15 protein-coding genes and 1 pseudogene are annotated in these 19,621 nt (G+C 71.2%); 8 read left to right on the plus strand and 8 right to left on the minus strand.

The features are described 5' to 3' along the window. Positions 1-11: 11 nt before the first annotated feature. Together HJC40_RS22545 and HJC40_RS22550 are read left to right on the plus strand one after the other, a co-directional pair. A complete protein-coding gene (locus HJC40_RS22545; RefSeq protein WP_250003456.1) occupies positions 12-800 on the plus strand; it encodes an enoyl-CoA hydratase-related protein in 789 nt (262 codons plus the stop codon). Between the two features lie 144 nt (positions 801-944). Beyond that, positions 945-1,754, plus strand: coding sequence for a trypsin-like serine protease (locus HJC40_RS22550; RefSeq protein ID WP_250003322.1), 810 nt, complete (start codon positions 945-947; stop codon positions 1,752-1,754). An 850-nt stretch (positions 1,755-2,604) separates the two neighbouring features. On the opposite strand, the gene HJC40_RS22555 is transcribed toward HJC40_RS22550, so the two are convergent. The 5 genes from HJC40_RS22555 to ndhC form a co-directional block, all read right to left on the minus strand. Continuing rightward, on the minus strand, positions 2,605-3,138 hold the full coding sequence (locus HJC40_RS22555; RefSeq protein WP_250003457.1) for a hypothetical protein: 534 nt from the start codon (positions 3,136-3,138) through the stop codon (positions 2,605-2,607). Positions 3,139-3,151: 13 nt separating this feature from the next. Continuing rightward, positions 3,152-3,730, minus strand: a complete 579-nt coding sequence (locus HJC40_RS22560; protein WP_250003458.1) for a DNA-3-methyladenine glycosylase I — start codon at positions 3,728-3,730, stop codon at positions 3,152-3,154. Positions 3,731-3,992: 262 nt separating this feature from the next. Beyond that, entirely contained in the window at positions 3,993-4,490 is a 498-nt protein-coding gene (locus HJC40_RS22565; RefSeq protein ID WP_250003324.1) for an SRPBCC family protein, read from the minus strand. Further along, on the minus strand, positions 4,487-5,122 hold the full coding sequence (locus HJC40_RS22570) for a DivIVA domain-containing protein (RefSeq protein WP_250003326.1): 636 nt from the start codon (positions 5,120-5,122) through the stop codon (positions 4,487-4,489). The genes HJC40_RS22565 and HJC40_RS22570 overlap by 4 nt, the downstream gene beginning before the upstream one ends. A 69-nt stretch (positions 5,123-5,191) precedes the next feature. Further along, positions 5,192-5,569: an NADH-quinone oxidoreductase subunit A gene (gene ndhC / locus HJC40_RS22575; RefSeq protein ID WP_250003327.1), complete on the minus strand. Its 378-nt coding sequence runs from the start codon at positions 5,567-5,569 to the stop codon at positions 5,192-5,194. Between the two features lie 180 nt (positions 5,570-5,749). Here ndhC and HJC40_RS22580 point away from each other — a divergent pair, with 180 nt between their 5' ends. From HJC40_RS22580 to HJC40_RS22590, 3 genes are read left to right on the plus strand one after another with little or no spacing between them, the layout of a single operon-like run. Then, complete coding sequence (locus tag HJC40_RS22580; RefSeq protein ID WP_308200931.1) at positions 5,750-7,603, plus strand: 2-oxoacid:acceptor oxidoreductase subunit alpha; 1,854 nt, start codon at positions 5,750-5,752, stop codon at positions 7,601-7,603. After that, the gene (locus HJC40_RS22585; RefSeq protein WP_250003328.1) at positions 7,596-8,642 is read left to right on the plus strand and encodes a 2-oxoacid:ferredoxin oxidoreductase subunit beta; all 1,047 of its coding nucleotides are present in this window, start codon (positions 7,596-7,598) and stop codon (positions 8,640-8,642) included. Before HJC40_RS22580 ends, HJC40_RS22585 begins: the two co-directional genes overlap by 8 nt. Positions 8,643-8,672: 30 nt before the next feature. Then, positions 8,673-9,512, plus strand: coding sequence for an SAM-dependent methyltransferase (locus tag HJC40_RS22590; protein ID WP_374272448.1), 840 nt, complete (start codon positions 8,673-8,675; stop codon positions 9,510-9,512). 2 nt (positions 9,513-9,514) lie between these two features. On the opposite strand, the gene HJC40_RS22595 is transcribed toward HJC40_RS22590, so the two are convergent. The 3 genes from HJC40_RS22595 to HJC40_RS22605 form a co-directional block, all read right to left on the minus strand. Beyond that, entirely contained in the window at positions 9,515-10,528 is a 1,014-nt protein-coding gene (locus HJC40_RS22595) for a TrkA family potassium uptake protein (RefSeq protein ID WP_250003330.1), read from the minus strand. A 100-nt stretch (positions 10,529-10,628) separates the two neighbouring features. Continuing rightward, positions 10,629-13,292 (minus strand): adenylate/guanylate cyclase domain-containing protein, encoded by a 2,664-nt coding sequence (locus HJC40_RS22600; protein ID WP_250003331.1) that lies wholly within the window; start codon positions 13,290-13,292, stop codon positions 10,629-10,631. Between the two features lie 820 nt (positions 13,293-14,112). Beyond that, positions 14,113-14,331: a zinc ribbon domain-containing protein gene (locus tag HJC40_RS22605; protein WP_250003332.1), complete on the minus strand. Its 219-nt coding sequence runs from the start codon at positions 14,329-14,331 to the stop codon at positions 14,113-14,115. A 669-nt stretch (positions 14,332-15,000) separates the two neighbouring features. On the opposite strand from HJC40_RS22605, the gene HJC40_RS46190 reads away from it, so the two are divergent. The 3 genes and pseudogenes from HJC40_RS46190 to HJC40_RS22620 form a co-directional block, all read left to right on the plus strand. Then, positions 15,001-16,068, plus strand: coding sequence for a lytic murein transglycosylase (locus HJC40_RS46190; protein WP_250003333.1), 1,068 nt, complete (start codon positions 15,001-15,003; stop codon positions 16,066-16,068). An 88-nt stretch (positions 16,069-16,156) separates the two neighbouring features. Beyond that, positions 16,157-17,176 carry a GNAT family N-acetyltransferase gene (locus tag HJC40_RS22615; RefSeq protein ID WP_250003335.1) on the plus strand — a complete coding sequence of 340 codons (1,020 nt, stop codon included), beginning with the start codon at positions 16,157-16,159 and terminating at the stop codon, positions 17,174-17,176. 138 nt (positions 17,177-17,314) lie between these two features. Further along, positions 17,315-19,603: pseudogene (locus HJC40_RS22620) on the plus strand (endonuclease); the annotation flags it as partial. Positions 19,604-19,621: the final 18 nt, after the last annotated feature.

Below are 19,621 nucleotides of genomic sequence, written 5' to 3' on the forward strand. Positions count from 1 at the left end.
TCCAACCGCCCCTGACCGAGTCGCTCCTCGTCGACCGCACCGGTGCTGTCGTCACGCTCACCCTCAACCGGCCCGAGGCCATGAACGCCCTCGACGTCGGCCTCAAGGAGGCGCTGCGCGACACGCTGGCCTCGCTCGAGTCCGACCGGTCGTGCCGGGCGATCGTGCTGGCCGGGGCGGGCAAGGCGTTCTGCGTCGGTCAGGATCTGCGCGAGCACGAGGCGCAGCTGGCCTCGGGCCGCACCGACCTCGACACCGTGCGGGTGCACTACAACCCGATCGCCCAGCGGCTGGCCAGCATGCCCAAGCCGGTGGTGGCGGCGGTGCGCGGCCCGGCGGCCGGGGCGGGCGCGTCGTTCGCGCTGCTGGCCGACTTCCGCATCGGCGGCCCCACGACCTCGTTCCTGATGGCGTTCGCCAATGTCGGGCTGGCCGGCGACAGCGGGGTCTCGTGGTCGTTGCCGCGGATCGTCGGGCACGCCCGGGCGCTCGAGCTGCTGCTGCTGGCCGAGCCGGTGCGGGCCGAGCGGGCGTACGAGATGGGTCTGCTCTCGCAGGTGACCGAGGACGACGAGCAGGTGCTCCCGGCGGCTCACGCGCTGGCCGAGCGGCTCGCGGCCGGGCCGACGGTGGCCTACGGGGCGATCAAGCGGGAGCTCTCCATCGGCGACGCCGGGACGCTCTCGGACGCGCTCGCGGCCGAGGCCCAGGCCCAGGCCATCTGCGGCGCCACGGCCGACCACAAGGCCGCGGTCTCGGCGTTCGTGGCCAAGCAGAAGCCGGTCTTCGAGGGCAGGTAGCCGACCCGTTCCGCCGAAGGGCGCGAAACCCGGGGGGCACCTCCCGCGGTATGACCGTTTCGGGATCGCCTCATTTACGGATCTCGATGCCTACGCTCCTCCCCTACGCGTCCTACCGGGCGCGCTCGTTGGTGGGAGGACCGAATGGTCAATTGGCGGATCTTCGTGGGCACGGCGCTGGCCACGGTCACCATGGCGGCGTGGGGCGCGACCGCGTCACCGGCCGCGGCAGCGCCGGCCGGGCCGGGTGACGGGGTGGCCGGCCCGTCGGTGGTCGGCGGCAGCCGAGCCGCGCAGGGCGAGTTCCCGTTCATGGTGCGGCTGTCGATGGGCTGCGGCGGCGCCCTCTACAGCCCCACCCTCGTGCTGACGGCCGCGCACTGCGTGAGCCGCACCGGCGCCAACACGTCGATCACCGCCACGATGGGCTCGGTCGACCTGCAGTCGAGCACCCGGATCACCCGCAAGTCGAACTACGTCTACCGGGCGCCCGGCTACAACGGCAACGGCGACGACTGGGCCTTCATCCGCCTGGCCAGCCCCGTGACGACGCTGGCCACACTGCCGATCGCGACGACCACCGCGTACGACTCGGGCACGTTCACCATCTCGGGCTGGGGCGCCAACCGCGAGAACGGCTCCCAGCAGCGCTACCTGCTGAAGGCCACAGTGCCGTTCGTCAGCGACACCACCTGCAACTCGTCGACCATGTACGGCGGCGGCGTGATCCCCGCCGAAGAGATCTGCGCCGGCTACACCGCAGGCGGCGTCGACACCTGCCAGGGCGACTCAGGCGGCCCGATGTTCCGCCGCGACGCCACCAACGCCTGGATCCAGGTAGGCATCGTGAGCTGGGGCGACGGCTGCGCCCGCCCCAACAAGCCCGGCGTCTACACCCAGGTCAGCTACTTCTCTACAGCCATCCGCACCGCAGCCACCTCCCTAGGCGGCTGACCGCTCACCCCCCGCGGGTCCAGTGATCACGGCCTCCACTGAGCGCAGGCACCACTTCCCCTCCGTGCGCCCCCTCCTACTGAGCGCAAAACCACCTCGTCTCCGTGCGCCCCTTCCTTACTGCGCGAAAGCACCACTTCTCCTCTGTGCGCCCCTTCCTACTGCGCGAAAGCACCACTTCTCCTCCGTGCGCCCCTTCCTACTGAGCGGCCTGGGCGCTCGCCGTCAATGAGTTGGGCTCGGTTTTCCGACGTCGCGGGGTTTGCGGCGTTGGAAAACCGAGCCCAACTCATTGACCTAAAAGGTGAGCGCCCCCGGAGTCGCGAAGCGGCGACCAGCAAGCTCAGCAGCGTTGCCCACCCAGCCCAGCCACCTCAAAACCAAGCCACCAAAGCCCAGCCACCAGCAAGCTCAGCCACCATCAAGCCAACCGTGGTGAGGCGGAGGGGCCGTTTCGAAGCGTGGGCGGAGGGGCCGTTTCGACGCGTAGGCGGACGGGCCGTTTCAATGCGTAGGCGGACGGGCCGTTTCAATGCGTAGGCGGACGGGCCGTTTCAATGCGTAGGCGGACGGGCCGTTTCAACGCGTAGGCGGACGGGCCGTTTCAACGCGTAGGCGGACGGGCCGTTTCAACGCGTAGGCGGACGGGCCGTTTCAACGCGTAGGCGGACGGGCCGTTTCAACGCGTAGGCGGACGGGCCGTTTCAACGCGTAGGCGGACGGGCCGTTTCAACGCGTAGGCGGACGGGCCGTTTCAACGCGTAGGCGGACGGGCCGATTCGACGGGTAGGCGGAGGGCCCGTTTCGTCACGTCGACGGGCGCGCGCCACGACCGCCGAGCAACCCCAGCTCAGTCCTCTTCCTCAGGATCCTGATTGGCTTCCTGCCCGAGCACAAAGGCCTGCATAGCCAACTCATCCCCCGAAGGCCACACATAAGTAGGCAGCTCCCCCGGCCCCAACTCCTCGACATGAGACCAGAACTGCCGAACCGCCTCAGCCGGAGTCGCAGCCTCGATCGGCAGCGCCACACTGACCAGCCAAGTCTTCTTCCCCCCAGCGCGCCCCGACCCCCCAAGACCACCCGCAAGCCGCCGGAACACCTCAGGATCGACCGGCGCGATACGCAGATCATCCTCATCAAGGGCCAGCTCAGCGGCAGACACCGGCTCGTCGAAGGCACGCCGCAGGTAAGCCAGCACCAGATCGTCACCGTCCGCTTTGGCCGCGTGGGCGAGCGCCACCACCTCGCCGCCGACCACGAGAAGCACCTCGTCGTCGGGCTCGACCGGACCCGCGCCACCCGACACCGTCACCGTGTCGTGGTGGAACAGCCGCTCGGTCGCCCATCGATCCGCCGGAATGATCACCGCCCAGTGCGCCATGCCGTCCATCTCATCACGGGGCCGGGTCGGCCGGCGGGGGCGGGACCCAGCAACCGGCCAGGTGATCGTCGACCATGCCGGTGGCCTGCATCAACGCGTACGCCGTGGTGGGACCGACGAAGCGGAAGCCGCGTTTCTTCAGGTCTTTGGCCATGGCCTTGGACTCGGCGGTGGTGGCCGGCACCTCGGCCCGGGTGGCCGGGCGGGGCGGGCGTGGGACGGGCGCATACGACCAGAGCAGGGCGGAGAGACCGTCGGGCAGGTCGGCGGCGACACGGGCGTTGTGCAGCGCAGCGTCGATCTTCATCCGGTTGCGGACGATGCCGGCGTCGGTCATCAGCCGGGAGGCGTCGCTTTCGGAGAAGGCGGCCACCTTGTCGATCGAGAACCCGGCGAACGCGGCCCGGAACGCCGGCCGTTTGCGCAGGATGGTGATCCAGGCCAGGCCGGACTGGAACGCCTCGAGGCACATCCGCTCGAAGAGCCGGTCGTCGCCGTGCACCGGACGGCCCCACTCGTCGTCGTGATAGGCCACGTAGTCGGGGCTGCCACCGCCCCAGAAGCAGCGCGCCTTGCCGTCCTCGCCCAGCACGAGACCGGCCTCGAGCAGGCCGGCCGGGGCCACACCAGGCTGCGGCGCGCCGAACGCCGAGGTGTCTGTCATGGCGACCACCGTAGAGCCGAGGTCTGACAGAACCGAGTCGACCGCCGCACAAGAACGCGGGCACCCCGGCCGCGGCGGCGTCGCCGAGCCACGCCGCCGCTCGGCGCGGCGCGGCTTGGCTTGGCGCGACTTGGCTCGGCTCAGCGTGGCTGGGCCCGGATCGGCTTGGCTCAGACCACGAAACAGGCGCTTAAGGCAGGCGGCCGTCCTCGATCAGCCGGCCGAACTTCTTCAGGGCGGCGGTGAAGCTCACCTTGGACCCGGGCCAGAGCACCGGCCAGGCCAGTTTGCCGACCGGGCCGGCCGGCAGGTGGAACCACTCGTGCAGCACCACCTGGGTGCGGTCGCCCGACATCGGGGTGCACCGCATCGTGCCGGGCCCCCGCAGCACCTTGCCGCAGTGCACGACGCGGACCTCGTACGGCGGATTGATCTTGACTACCCGCAGCTCGTCGCGGAGCGTCGCGGGGCCGAGCGCGGTGACCGCCTCGACCAGGCTGCCCTCACCGCCGTCGCCCTCGACGACGCGGACCTTGGTGAACGGGATCCACTCGCCCTGCTTCTCCCAGGTCAGAAAGGCGGCGAAGACCCGGGCGGCGGGCGCGTTGACGATCACCGTGGCGGTGACCTCGCCGGAGCCGGGCCGGACGGCGTCGCCCAGTCCGTCGCCGGGTCCGGTCGCGCTCATCGCGGCTCCACCGGCTCGCTGCGCTGGGCCGGCTCCGCACCGCGCCCGGCCGGCTCCGCACCGCGCCCGGCCGGCTCCCCACCACGCTGGCCCGGCTCCCCACCACGCTGGACGGGCTCCCCACCACGCTGAACGGGCTCCCCACCTCGCTGGGCCGGCTCCGCACCGCGCTGGACGGGCTCCCCACTGCGCTGGGCGGGGTCGTCCGAGGCGAGGACGTCGGCCGGCTGTGCGTTGAGCTCGATCTGCAGCTCGTTGAGGGGTTCGGCCGGGGCGATGGCCGCCTCGCGGGCCTTGCGGAGCACGTCGGCGTCCGCCGTACGCCCCTCGCGCAGGGCGATGACCTCGGCCTCGAGCACGCCGATCAGCTCGCCCTTGTAACCGATGTCGTAGGCCGCCCGCTGCAGCGCCTGGTCGACCTGGGACATGCGGTAACCGCGCCAGGCCGTGTCGAACTTCGCGTGGGAGATGTCCTCCTCACCGAGCGGCCGGTCGCTGGGCAGCGGCACGGCGGCCCCGTCCGGCTCGACGGGCGTCAAGGCGTTGTCGCCGCCACCGATCATGACGGTCACGCCGAACACGATCGCGGCCACGACCAATGCCACGACGATGAAGAGGAGAAGCTGGCCCATGCGCTGAATGTTGGCATGTCGGACAGCGCGTGGCGAGCCCGCCACCCCGACACTCCCGGCGCCGCGGGCTCAGGTCCAGGTCAGGATCTTTTTGCGCCAGGCGTAGAGAATGCCGAGCGCGAGGACCGCCACGAACACGCCCATCTCGGTCACGGTGGCCCAGCCGAACCCCGGAAGATCGAAGACGACCGCCCACGGAAAGAGAAAAACGGCTTCCACGGCGAAGAGCACATAGAGGTACGCGTAGACGTAGTAGCGGATCTGCGCCTGCGCCCAGTCGCCGCCGACCGGGTCGATGCCGCTCTCGTACGACACGTACTTGCCCGGGGGTTGAGCCGGAGCGGCCGGGCGCAGCAGCTTGTTGGCGCCGAACGCCCCCACGAAGACGAGCACGCCGGCCACCGCCACCAGGCCCAGCGTGGCGTACGAACCCAGATAGCCGTCCACGACCGGTCAGCCTAGCCGGATAGTGGACTCCTGTGGTTCAGGCAAGCCTCACCTGGCTACTGTGGTCAACGGCCTGTCCCGGTTCGTAAGGAGCGGCGACGTAGGCTGGAAGTGACGACAGCGGGCCGGCCCATCGATGTGCTCATTCCCGCCGGCCGGCGCCCTTGGGAGGTTGTGAACGTGTCCGCTGGAGCGAAGCGAGTCGAACAGCTGGACCGGGTGGTCATCCGGTTCGCCGGTGACTCGGGCGACGGCATGCAGCTCACCGGTGACCGATTCACCTCGGAAACCGCTCAGCTGGGCAACGACATCTCCACCCTGCCGAACTTCCCGGCCGAGATCCGCGCCCCTGCCGGCACCCTGCCCGGTGTGTCGAGCTTCCAGGTGCATTTCGCCGACTACGACATCCTGACGCCGGGCGACTCGCCCAACGTGCTGGTCGCGATGAACCCGGCCGCGCTCAAGGCCAACGTGGCCGACCTGCCGTCCGGAGCCGACATCATCGTCAACACCGACGAGTTCACCAAGCGCAACCTGGCCAAGGTCGGCTACACGGTGAGCCCGCTCGAGGACGGCTCGCTGGCCGACTTCGCGGTGCACCCGGTTGCCCTCACCTCGATGACGGTGGGCGCGCTGGCCGAGCTCGGCGTGGCCAAGAAGGACGGCGAGCGGGCCAAGAACATGTTCGCCCTGGGCCTGCTCAGCTGGATGTACTCGCGCCCGTTCGAGTCGACGCTGCGCTTCCTCGAGACCAAGTTCGCCAAGCGGCCCGACCTCGTCGCGGCCAACAAGGCGGCCTTCCAGGCCGGTTGGAACTTCGGCGAGACGACCGAGAGCTTCACCGTCCGGTACGAGGTCAAGCCGGCCCGCATGAAGCCGGGCACCTACCGCAACATCACCGGCAACCAGGCGCTCGCGCTGGGCCTGGTGGCGGCCAGCGTCCGGTCCAAGTTGCCGCTCTTCCTGGGCGCCTACCCGATCACCCCGGCCTCGGACATCCTGCACGAGCTGTCCAAGCACAAGAAGTTCGGCATCACCACGGTGCAGGCCGAGGACGAGATCGCCGCCATCGGCGCGGCGGTCGGCGCCTCGTACGGTGGCGCTTTGGGCGTGACGACGACGTCCGGCCCCGGGGTGGCGCTCAAGGGCGAGACCATCTCGCTGGCCATCGCGCTCGAGCTGCCGCTGGTCATCGTCGACGTGCAGCGGGCCGGCCCGTCCACCGGCATGCCGACCAAGACCGAGCAGGCCGACCTCAACATGGCTCTGTACGGGCGGCACGGGGAGGCCCCGCTCGCGGTGATCGCGCCCAAATCGCCGTCGGACTGCTTCCACGCGGCGATCGAGGCGGCCCGGATCGCGCTGAAATACCGCACGCCGGTCATCCTGCTCTCGGACAACTACGTCGCCAACGGTTCCGAGCCGTGGCTGCTGCCGTCGGCCGACGAGCTCCCGGACATCTCCGTCGGCTTCACCACCGAGCCCAACGGTGAGGACGGCCGCTTCCTGCCCTACCTGCGCGACCCCGAGACGCTGGCCCGGCCGTGGGCGATCCCCGGCACGCCCGGCCTCGAGCACCGCATCGGCGGTCTGGAGAAGGCCGACAAGACCGGCGACATCTCGTACGACCCGGCCAACCACGAACACATGGTGCGCACCCGGGCCGCCCGCATCGAGGCCATCGAGGTGCCCGACGTCGAGGTCGAGGACGCCGACGAGAGCGCGCGCGTGCTGGTGCTGGGCTGGGGCTCGACGTACGGGCCGATCGGGGCGGCCTGCCGGGCCCTGCGGCAGCGCGGTCTGCCGATCGCCCAGGCCCACCTGCGTCACCTGGCGCCGCTGCCGGCCAACCTCGGCGAGGTGCTCGCGGCGTACGACAAGGTGGTCATCCCGGAAATGAACCTGGGCCAGCTGGCCCACGTGATCCGCGCGCGGTACCTGATCGACGCGGTCCCCTTCAACCAGGTCAGCGGCCTGCCCTTCACCGCCGCGACGCTGGAGAACATGCTCGAGGACGTGGTCAAGAATGGCTAGCTCAACACTGGGTTCCCGCAATCTGCCCCTGACTCCGGTCAAGCTGACCGCCAAGGACTTCAAGAGCGATCAAGAGGTCCGCTGGTGCCCCGGCTGCGGCGACTACGCGATCCTGGCCGCCGTGCAGGGCTTCATGCCCGAGCTCGGCATCCCGCGCGAGAACATCGTCTTCGTCTCGGGCATCGGGTGCTCGTCCCGCTTCCCGTACTACATGAACACGTACGGGATGCACTCGATCCACGGGCGGGCGCCGGCGATCGCCACCGGGCTGTCGGTCTCGCGCCCCGACCTGTCGGTCTGGGTCGTCACCGGTGACGGCGACGCGCTGTCGATCGGCGGCAACCACCTGATCCACGCGCTGCGCCGCAACGTCAACCTCAAGATCCTGCTGTTCAACAACCGGATCTACGGCCTGACCAAGGGTCAGTACTCGCCGACCTCGGAACTGGGCAAGATCACGAAGTCGACCCCGGCGGGCTCGGCCGACTCGCCGTTCAACCCGATCTCGCTGGCGCTGGGCGCCGAGGCCACGTTCGTCGCCCGGACGATCGACTCGGACCGCAAGCACCTGCAGTCGGTGCTGCGCGCGGCGGCCGAGCACGAGGGTTCGGCGTTCGTCGAGATCTACCAGAACTGCAACATCTTCAACGATGGCGCGTTCGAGCTGATCAAGGACTCGACCACCCGCGAGGACCACCTGATCCGGCTCGAGCAGGGTCAGCCGATCACCTTCGGCACCGACAACCAGTTCTCGGTGACCCACCCGGCCGGCAGCTTCGGTCTCAAGGTCGAGGAGGGCGGCGAGCCGCTCGTCCACGACGCCACGGTGGACGACCCGGCCTACGCGTTCGCGCTGAGCCGCCTCTCCGGCTCCGATCTCGGCACCACGCCGATCGGGGTGTTCCGCAACGTGCAGCGCCCGTCCTACGACGAGCTGATCACCAAGCAGCTGGTCGACGCCAAGGCCCAGGCCGACGGCACTCCCGAGCAGATGCTCGACGGACTGCTCGGCAAGGCCGACACCTGGACGATCCTCTAGGGCTCCCGGCTCGGCACGACCCTCGGTACGATGGGCATCCTCATCGATGCCGGGGGTCCTGCCGTGACCGATCCTGAGCTCCACCAGGCGCTGAACACCGAGGTCGCCCATTCCGCGCGACTGTGGAACTACCTGCTCGGCGGAAAGGACAACTTCGCCGCCGACCGCGAGGCCGCCGAGTACGCCCTCGCCCTGATGCCCGAGCTGGTCCAGTCGGCCCGGGCCAACCGGGAGTTCCTCGGCCGCGCGGTCCGGCACCTGGCCGGGTCGGGCGGCATCCGCCAGTTCCTCGACATCGGCACCGGCCTGCCCACCGCGGGCAACACCCACGAGGTGGCCCAGACGGTCGCGCCCGGCAGCCGCGTCGTCTACGTCGACAACGACCCGATGGTGCTCGTGCACGCCCGGGCCCTGCTGACCAGCTCACCGCAGGGCGCCACCGACTACCTCGACGCCGACCTGCGAGACACCGCGACCATCCTGGACGGTGCGGCCCGGACGCTCGATTTCCGGAAACCGATCGCGATCATGCTCCTGGGCATCGTCAACTTCGTGGTCGACGACGCCGAGGCGTACGCGGTGGTCCGGCGGCTGGTCGAGGCCGTGCCGGCCGGCAGCTATCTGGTCGTCTCGCACCCGACGACCGAGGTCAACGGCCCGGCGGTGGAAGAGTCCATGCGGCAGTGGAACGAGAGCGGCGCCGCCCCGATCACCGCGCGCACCCGCGACGGGATCGCCGCCTTCTTCACCGGGCTCGACCTGCTCGAACCCGGCGTGGTGACGTGCTCGGCCTGGCGCCCCGACCCCGCGTACCCCGGCATCACCGACAAGGTCTCCGAGTTTGCCGGGGTGGCCCGCAAACCGGGCTGAGCTCAGACGGCGACGTTGGCGTCGCTGGTCTCGTCGCGGATGTAGACGATCATGTCGCCGGTCTCGATGGTGACGATCTGCTCGCCGCCGAGCGGCAGCACCTTGCCCCGGCGGATCAGGGCGACGACCAGCGTCTTCAACTGGCGCGGGTTCTGGCCCACCTCGGAACGCTCGGCGCTGCGCATCGCCAGCGCCATGCCCTGTCCGGGCGTGAGCAGATCCTCGACCACGTCGATGAGCGGCGGAGCGGTGGTCGTGAGGCCGAGCAGGCGACCGGCGGTGGCCGACGAGACGATGACGTGGTGCGCGCCGCTCTGCTTGAGCAGGGCGGCGTTCTCCTGCTCACGCACCGAGGCGATGATCCGCACCTGACCGGCGGTGAGCTGGCGTACGGTCAGCGAGATCAGCACCGAGGCCTCGTCGGTGTCGGTCGCGATGATCACCGCCTTGCAGTTCTTGACGTCGGCCTCGTGCAGCACCGCCGACCGGGTCGCGTTGCCCTCGATCGTCACCAGACCGTTGGCCTGGGCCTGGCGCACGCCCTCGGGCCGGCTCTCGACGACGACGATCCGCGCCTTGGTGTAGCCGGTCTCCAGCAGCGCGGCGACCGCGGCCCGGCCCTTGGTGCCGTAGCCGCAGATGATGATGTGGTCCTTCAACTGTCGCCTCCACCGGCTGACAAGCAGGCTGTTGCGATATTGGTCGGTGAGCACCTCGAGGGTGGTGCCGACCAGGATGATCAGGAAGAGCACGCGGGCCGGGGTGATGAACAGGACGTTCACCAGCCGGGCCTGCGGCGTGACCGGCGTGATGTCGCCGTAACCGGTGGTGGAGAGCGACACGACCGCGTAGTAGAAGCAGTCGAGCAGGGTCAGCCCGTCCTCGTTGACGTCCCGGTAGCCGTCCCGGTCGAGGTAGATGGCGGTGACCGTGACCAGCACGAGCACGATAGCCAGCGCGAGGCGGATGCCCAGCGCGCGAAGAGGGCCCTTCCGGACCCTCGGCAGATGGATCATGTGATGCCCCGCACGGTGACACCATAGCGAGCGGGTCCGGAGCAACTGCCCCGGACGTCACACTCGCCATCGTTCCGGGACGTCAACGACGCGACCGGGCTCAACCGCGCAAGGTCTGAGCGAAACGGGCGGCGCCGTCCTCGAGGTCGGGGTGCTCGACGGCGAGCGCCATCGCGACGATCCGGTCGAACCCGAGACCGACCCCGTCGGCGTACGCCCCGTCGAAGGCGGCGTCGCCCAGAGTCGTCCGCAGGGAGAGCTGCCGGCCCGACCAGAAGCGCCCGAACATCTCCGTACGCCGGGCCCCGCGCGCTGCCTCGGCCCCGCCGAACAGCACCGCGGCGGTGGCCGGGTCGCCACCCATCGCACAGCGCACGGCCAGGGCCGCCACCGCGTCGGCAGCCGCCCCGCTGAACCCGTGCCGCAACCTCGAGCGCAGGGCCACCACCAGGTGATCATGCGCGGCGACCAGGTCACCGCGGCGCAGCGCGACCATCCCGAGCAGCCAGTCGACCGTCCGCTTGCCGCGATGCTCGGGGCAGGCGGCCTCGGCCGGGCGGGCGGCGCCCAGCAGCTCGGCCGCGGCGGTCAACTCGTCACGGCGCCAGAGCAGCTCGGCCAGCGCGATCACGGCCGGCAGCGCCGCCTCGGCCACGCCGCACCGCTCGGCCTCGGCGATCACGTCGCGGCACAGCTGCTCGGCCTCGTCGAAGCGGCCCGCCTCGATCAACGTGCTCCGGTGCCCGGCCAGCGCGCGCACCAGCAGCGCGTGGTTCTTCTCGGTGCGGGCGATCTGTTCGGCGCGGTCCAGGAACCGGGTGCGCTCGCTGCGGTCGGTGGCCAGGCCCGCGTGTACGAGATGGGTGGACGCCAGCACGGCCGGCTCGACATCGACCCCGTCCAGCCGCTGGTAGAGACGGGAGAGCAGGTCACGTCCGTGCCCGGCGCCGCCGTGCTCGCGCCACCACGGGTCCAGGGCCAGAGCCAGGCGCAGGCCGGAGCGGACGCTGCCCCGGTCGGCGGCCCAGCGCAGCGCGGTCTCCCACTCGGGCACGAACGGCGCCAGCTCGGTCAGCGAGGTCGTACGGGGCTGGCCGTCGGTGTCCGTCACGACGGAGTTCAGCGTGTGCAGCGACCAGGCGACGTGCCGGTCCCGCGCGGCACGCTCGTCACCGGCCGCGGTTAGGCGCCGGGAGGCGTACGCCCGCACCTGGCCGGAAAGCCGGTAGCGCGGGCCCGGCACCAGCTCGATCAGGGATTTGTCGGTGAGCTCGGAGAGCGCGCCGAGCGCTTCGACGCCGCACCACTCGACCGTGCCGAGATCGACCGTGCCGGCGAAGACCGCGAGGCGACGGAGCAGGCCGGCCGCCGGCGTGCTGAGCGTCCGATAGGACCAGTCCAGGCTCGCGGTCAGGCTGTCCTGCCGATCGCCCGGGCCGGCGCCGACCGGGTCGAGCGCCGTGAGCGGGTCGTCGAGGCGGGCGGCCAGCTGAGCGGCCGAGAGCGATCGCAGCCGGATCGCGGCCAGCTCGACCGCGAGCGGGGAACCTTCCAGCCGGGCGGCGACCTCGGCCAGATCGGCGTGGTCCTCGACCGGGGCCGACCGGCCGCCGCGGGCCTCGGCGGTGCGCTCGGAAAGCAGCGCGAAGACGTCGCCGGGCGACAGCGGCGGAATGGTCCAGACGACCTCGCCCGGAACGTTGAGCGGCACCCGGCTGGTCACCAGCACGTCGAGACGGGGGCAACGAGCCAGCAGACGGCGGACGACCGTGGCGCAGGCGGCCGGCGCGGCCTCCGCGGTCTGCAGGACCAGCAGCATCCGCCGCTCGGCGCAGTGCTCGAGAAGCGTCTCGAACACGGGACGGCCCGGCTCGGTGCGCACTCCCACCGCCGTCGCCGTCGCCGCGCTGACGTCGGCCGGACCGCCCGCCACGTCGACGTTCCAGACCCCTTCCGGGTACGCGTCCAGGAGCTGCTCGGCCGCGGCCAGCGCGAGGCGCGTCTTGCCCGACCCGCCCGCCCCGGTCACGGTGACGATGCGCCGGTTCTGGATGAGGGTGAGGAGCTCGGCCAGTTCGGCCCGGCGGCCCAGGAAGGCGGTGAACGGCGCCGGAAGGTTATGGGTGGCGGCGCCCGGCGTACGCGGCGGCGGGAAATCGCGTTCGAGGCCGGGCGCAAGAATTTGGAACAGCCGCTCGTCGTCGTCGAAGCCGCGCAGGCGATGCGGGCCGAGGTCCAGCAGGTCGACGTCGGCGCCGATCGGCCGCCCGGGCTCACCGGGGCGTGGACGCGGCAGGGTCAGCGCAAAAGGCACGGCGGCGCCGGAGGTGAGGACGGCCAGCATCGTCGCCCCGGAACAGAGGATCTGGCCACCATGCGCGGCCGAGGCGACCCGGGAGGCACGGTGGACCTCGGCACTGGTGTACTCGCCGGCGACCGGCCGGGCCGGGCCGGTGTGCATGCCCATCCGGACCTTCGGCGTGACCTCCGCGCTCGGCCAGTCATGTGCGGACAGTTGCCGTTGAGCCTCCACACAGGCCGCGATGGCGTCCGCCGGATCCTGGAAAGCGACGAAGAAACTGTCACCCTCGGTGAAGAGCTCGACACCGGAGAAGTCACCGAGAGCAGTTCGCATCACGGAGCGGTGATCATTAAGGATCTTGCCGTAGTCGTCGCCGAGCAGGCGGGCCAACCGCGTGGAGCCCTCGATGTCGGTGAACACAAAGGTCACCATGCCGCTCGGCAGCTCGGTGCGTCCCGACACGGTTGAACCTCCGCCCCCTTTGGGAAGTCACGTCTCATGCTGACGTATCGCAGCGTCACCGACCATCGTAGAAACGGACGGTGACGGTCCACCCGCCACGGCCGACCCCGGACGGAGGACATCGTCGGCTTCGCACAGCACTACGCGTGACGTAACGAAATGGATCGAGCTGAGTCACGGCGTGGTCGGCCCGATCCGGTCGCTCGTTCGGCGGGTGCCGGCACGAGGCAGGCTGCGCGACGTCCCGGAGGCTCCGGACGGGTCGCCGGACTAGCCGTTTCGCGCAGCTAGATCATCATATTTCCGGCGGCTTCGTGGCGGGTCGCACCAGGGGTCCGCCAAAGGAGAAAAGATCAGCCGGGCGGAGCCGGAAGTGGTTCCGTCCCACCATCTGGAAGGCGGTGGGTCGCTTGGCTGAGCGCCGATGCGAACTCGGTCGACTGCCGCTCGCGGGTCACAGGAGGCGGATAGCGGCTCGCGGCTCGCGGACAGCGGCTGCGGACAGCAGTTCGCCGCTCGCGGACAGCAATAGCAGCTCGCAAGTCGCTGGCCACCGGCCAACAGCAGACACATGCGGGCCGCGGCTTCCGTTGGCCGGCGCGGTCGGCGCCGTCGGCGAAGAACAATCAGGCGGTCGCCAGACGGGCAGGCAACCTGCCCCAGGCGATGTGATGTCACCCAGGGAGCGAGTGCCGGTTACGGCCGCGACCGGACGATTCTGAGCTCGGCAGATGGCGAGCCTTCGGTGCCGGCCGGGTGAGGGCCCGAAGGGCGGCGCGATGGCATCCAGCGCGCCGAGATGACCGCCCGAGCTGGGCGATCAGCAGCCGCAGGCGCCGCCGCAACAGCCGCCGCCGGCCGGGACGGCCGGGCCGGACGACGCACCGCCACCGCGACCGGTCACAGCGACGGTCGACAGCAGCTTCACCGTGTCGGCGTGGCCCTGCGGGCAGTCCGAAGGATCGGACGCCTCGCTCATCGGCCGGTTGACCTCGAAGGTGTCGCCACAGGCGCGGCAGCGGAACTCGTAACGCGGCATGGAAGAAGCGTATGGCCTCCGACCGCCGGCCGGACAGCCAGCCCGTCCGTCGCGCGCGAGTTGTCCACAGGCATCGACGGGACACTTCGCAGCGGGCCCCGGTTGGGTAGTGTCGTCCGCGTGGTGGAGCGGCAGGAGAAACCAGGAGCAGAGCCCGAGCTGAGAGCCGCGGCTCCGCATCAGGGCGGCCCGCTGGCGAGCTCCGGCGCGGCGCCTCTCGAAAGCCCGGCACCCGCACCGACCGACGCCGAGCCGAGTGCCGAGCGCCCGGGTTCGTCTCCCGTCGTCCCCTCGCAGGGATCACCGGTCACGGCGCCCGACTCGGAGACACCCGGCACTGCGGTCGGCGGCTCCACGCCGGCAAAGGACCCGGCGGCGCAGAAGAGCAGCGGTTCGCCGCCCGCCATCCCAGCACAAAGGACACCCACCGACCGGGCCGGCGGTGGCTCACCGCCCGAAACCCCGGCCGGGCAGGCGGCGACGGGCAGCGAGCAGGCGAGCGCCTCGAGCGGCATCCCGGCCGCAGACCCGAGCGCCAGCACCGAAGCGGCCACCAACGGTGGCGGAGCGGCAACTCCAGGCGCCACAGCGGCGGCGGGTCAGGCAGCGCCTTCGCCGGTTGCCGCTACGGCCGTTCGGCGGTCGGGCCGACTGCGGCGGGCGGCGCCCGTGCGGGTGGTGGAACGGGTCGGGCGCGGCACCGCGGCCTGGGCGAAAAGGCCCAGCGGCCGGCTCATCGTGCCCGCGGTCATCGCCGTCCTGTTGCTGGGCGCGGCGGGAACGGCGGGCGCCTATCTCGTGCCCCAGGCTCTCGAGTCGGCGTCATCGCCGAGTGCCACTCCCGGTTTCCCCCTCGGGGCCACGGGAGCTCTTCCCTCAGCCGGTCAGCCCGTCGGCCCGAGCGGACTGCCGGGCGGCGTCCCGAGCGGTTTCCCGGGCGGCGGCCAGGGCGACCTGCCAGGCGGGCCGGGCGCCACAGGTGGACTTCCCGGCGCCACGGGCGGACTTCCCGGCGCTACGGGCGGGCTGCCGGGCGCCACGGGTGGAGTGCCGGGCGCTACGGGTGGGCTGCCGGGCGTTCCGGGTGGGCTGCCCGGCGCCACCGTGCCGACCGGAGCGGCGGGCGCGACCGCCGGACCCACGGCCGGGGCGCAGTCGGGCGTGCGCCCGGCCGACACGCTGGCCGGCTGGGCGGGTCAGATGGGCACCCGGCTGGGCATCCCGGTCGTCGCGGCGCAGGCTTACGGCTATGCCGAGCTGGTGCTTCAGCGCACCACCCCGTCGTGCCGCCTGAGCTGGACGACCATCGCGGCGCTGGCCAAGATCGAGTCTTCGCACGGGGCGGCCAACGGGGCCGTACTGTCCACCGACGGCACCGCGCTTCCGCCGATCTTCGGGCTGCCGCTCGACGGCAAGGGTGGGCGGCAGCTCATCCCGGACACCGATCGGGGCGCCCTCGACCAGGACACCACCTATGACCGGGCGGTCGGGCCGCTGCAGTTCATCCCGGCGACCTGGAACTCCTACAAGGTGGACGCCGACAACAACGGCGTGGCCGACCCCAACGACATCGACGACGCGTCCCTGACCGCGGCGACCTACCTGTGCCAGGGCGGGCGCAACCTGACCCGGCCCGAGGCGTGGTGGGACGCGATCCTGTCGTACAACGCGGTCCGGCCTTATGCACAGAAGGTGTTCGACGCGGCCAACGACTACGGACGCCGGTCGCGGACGTGATACGGAAACATGCACGCAGCGTGACGGTACCTACACATTTACGGTCGGAGCACTTCCCAGACGCTGCGCTTACCGGCAAGCTGTACGGGTGAGGGTGCGTGAATGGGATCCCCGGACCGCTTCGGCGGCGGAGATCCGGTCGCTCGTGGGGACGGTGAACGCGGTACTCGCCACCGATCTCCCCGACGATCCCCCGTGGGTTGACGGTCAGGTCCGCGACTACCTCGCCGAGACCATGCCGGGCGAGCGGCGGATCAGCTGGGTGGCCGAGGACGACCGGCTCCCCGAGGGTGAGAGCGAGATCTTCGCGCACATCAGCATGCTGCTGCTCGGCGACATCGGCGTGCTCGAGGTCATCGTGCAGCCCCGCCTGCGACGGCGCGGCCTGGGACGCCAGCTCATCGCGGTCGCGGCCCGCCGGGCGTACCTGGAGGGCTTCTCCACGATCGGCGTCGAGGCCATCGGCGGCACCCCGGCGATCGCGTTCTACGAGGCGCTCGGCTTCGAGCGGGAGTATGTCGAGACCCGCAGCGTCCTCACCCTGTCCGGTGTGGACTGGCCCGCGCTGACCGTCATGTCCAACAGCATCGGCGCCGGCTACCGGGTCGAGTTCCACCCCGGCGGCCCGCCCGACCACCTGCTCGAGGCCTATGCGCAGGCCAAGCTCGAGGCGCCCGAGGAAGAGGACGACCTCGACCTCGCGCCCCGCTCCTCCGACCCGCAGCGGCTGCGTGACTCGCTCGACACCCTGCACAAGCGGGGCCTGAAGCCGTACATCGTGCTCGCCGTCCACGACGCCAGCCAGGTCGTCGCCGGCCTCACCGAGGTCGTCGTCCCGGCCCACCATCCCGAGCGCGCCGACCAGTACGACACGATCGTCGTCCGTGACCACCGCGGCTACGGCATCGACCGGGCGATCAAGGCGCGCATGCTGTTCGAGCTGCGGTCGGCCGAGCCCGGGCTGCGCGAGGTGCAGACCTGGAACGCGCAGCACAACGAGTCCATGCTCAAGGTCAACGCCGAGCTGGGCTATCAGGCCGACCGCGACTGGTACGAGTACGGCGCCGACGTCGCGCAACTGGTTCAAAGCTTGGAGCCCATCGACTAGGCTCAACCTCTGCGACCGGACGCCCGACCGCCGGTCCGCCGTGGAGGCGCCGTGCTGGGTCACCGGATGTTGCCGCTGCTCGCTGTGGCTGCCCTTCTCATCCCCGGCACTGCGCACGCCGCCGAGCCGGCCGACCCGCTCACCGTGGGCGCCGTCCAGGGCCCGACTGCCCGCTCCCCCTACGCCCCGGCCACCGGCAACGGCCCGAGCAGCGCGAGACACCAGGTGCGCGGGGTCGTCACCCAGCTCACCCTCGCGCACACCAGCGCCGGCGCAGAGCAGCACGGGTTCTTCCTGCAGAGCCGCAAGGCCCTCACCGACGGCGATCCGGCCACCTCCGATGGCGTCTTCGTCTTCCTCGGCGCCTTCACCACGCTGATCGGCGGCTACGCCCCCCGGGTGGGCGACGAGATCGTGGTGAACGCGCGGGTCGCCGAGTACTTCGACCTGACCCAGCTGACCAGTGCCGAGTGGGTGACGACCCTGGCCACGGGCCTCGACGTGGCGGCCGAGGTGCAGGTCGACGACGCCGTTCCGCCGGCCGCCCGAGAGGCCGCCGGCCTGTTCTGGGAGCAGCGCGAGGGCGCCCAGCTCAGGGTGCGCGCCGGCGCGGGCGTCGTCTCCAACACCAAGACGTACGCCTCCACCCGGGACGCCGAGGTGTGGCTGGTCGACCGGGGCGATCCGCTGCTGAAGCGGAGCGACCCGTACTCCCGGCGGGTCTTCCGTGACGCCCATCCGCTCGACGACGTCTCCGGGGTGGCCGACAATGGCAACGGCAACCGCATCATGCTCGGCCCGATGGGCGTCAAGGCCACCGGCCGGTCGCTGCCGCCCGCGCGCACGTTCGACACCACGACCGGTGACGCGGTCGGCGGCCTCTCCTACGCGTTCGGCAAGTACGGCATCCAGGTTGCGAGCGTCGCGTTCCGGCCCGGCGCCGACCCGGCCGCCAACCAGCCGCCGCGTCCCGCCGACCGGCAGCGCGAGCTGGCGATCTCCACCTTCAACGTCGAGAACCTGTACGACTTCCGGGACGACCCCCACGACGGCTGCGACTTCACCGGCAACAGTGGCTGCCCGGGGGTGGCCCCGCCGTTCGACTACGTGCCGGCCGATCAGACCGCGTACGACACCCGGCTCGCCCGGCTGGCCCGCCAAGTGACCACCGACCTGCACAGCCCCGACCTGATCCTGGTGCAGGAGGCCGAAGACCAGGACATCTGCCGCGTCGTGAGCCGGGCCCTGACCTGCGGCACGGCCGACAACGCCGACGGCCGCCCCGACACCCTGCAGGAGCTCGCCCTCACCATCGCCGCGACCGGCGGTCCGGCGTACGAGGCGGCAGCCGACCGCGGCGGCGCCGACGCCCGCGGCATCGTGTCGGCGTTCCTCTACCGCACCGACCGGCTGTCGCTCGCCGCGGCCGGGCCGACCGACCCGGTGCTGGGCTCGTCGCCGCGGGTGACCTACCGCGGCACGGCCCTGCCGGGCAACACCGACGTCGCGAACCCGAAGACGCTGAACGCGGTGCTCCCGGCTGACGTCGACCGCTCGACCGGGGTGGACGGCGGCAACGTCTACACCCGGGCCCCGCAGGTCGGCCTCTTCGACGTGCGCTCGGCGCCGGGCTCGGCCGACAGCTATCAGCTCTGGGCGATCGGCAACCATTTCTCGTCCGGACCGGAGACCCGGGTCGGCCAGCGCCGGGAGCAGGCGGCGTACGGTGCGGCGATCACCGACGCGATCGAGGTGGCCCACCCGAACGCGCGCGTGGTCCTCGGCGGCGATCTGAACGTCTTCCCGCGGCCCGACGATCCCACCCCGGCCGAGCCGGGCGATCAGCTGGGCCCGCTCTACGCGACCGGCCTGCACAATCTCTGGGACGACCTGGTCGCCGACGCGCCGTCGTCCGCCTACTCGTACGTCTTCGAGGGCCAGGCCCAGACGCTCGACCAGCTCTTCGTCAACGACGGGCTGCACGGCGACCTGATCGAGATGCGGTCGGCGCACGTGAACGCCGACCACCCCGAGTCGGCCACGCGCGGGCTGAGCGACCACGACCCCCAGGTGGCCCGGTTCCAGTCGCGGGCCGGGCTCACGGTCGGGGACGCGAGCGTCGTCGAGGGTCACACCGGTCGTACGCCGATGATCTTCCCGGTGACGCTGAGCCGGCCCCTGAGCCGGGCGCTGACGGTTTGCGCGGCCACCGTGCCGGGGCCGGCGACGCTGCCCTACGCCGACTTCGACCCCTACCTGGGCTGCCTGACCATCCCGGCCGGCGCGACCGCCGTCGACTTCCCGATCCAGGTGCGCGGAGACCGCCTGCGCGAGCGCGACGAGCAACTCAGGCTCGACGTGGCCGCGCTCTATCCCGTACGCGTCCTGGACAGCACCGGCACCGGAACGATCCGCAACGACGACTGACGAGCTCGGCGAAAGCCG

This window comes from Actinoplanes sp. M2I2, from assembly GCF_023544445.1.
In the GTDB taxonomy this organism is placed as follows: domain Bacteria; phylum Actinomycetota; class Actinomycetes; order Mycobacteriales; family Micromonosporaceae; genus Actinoplanes.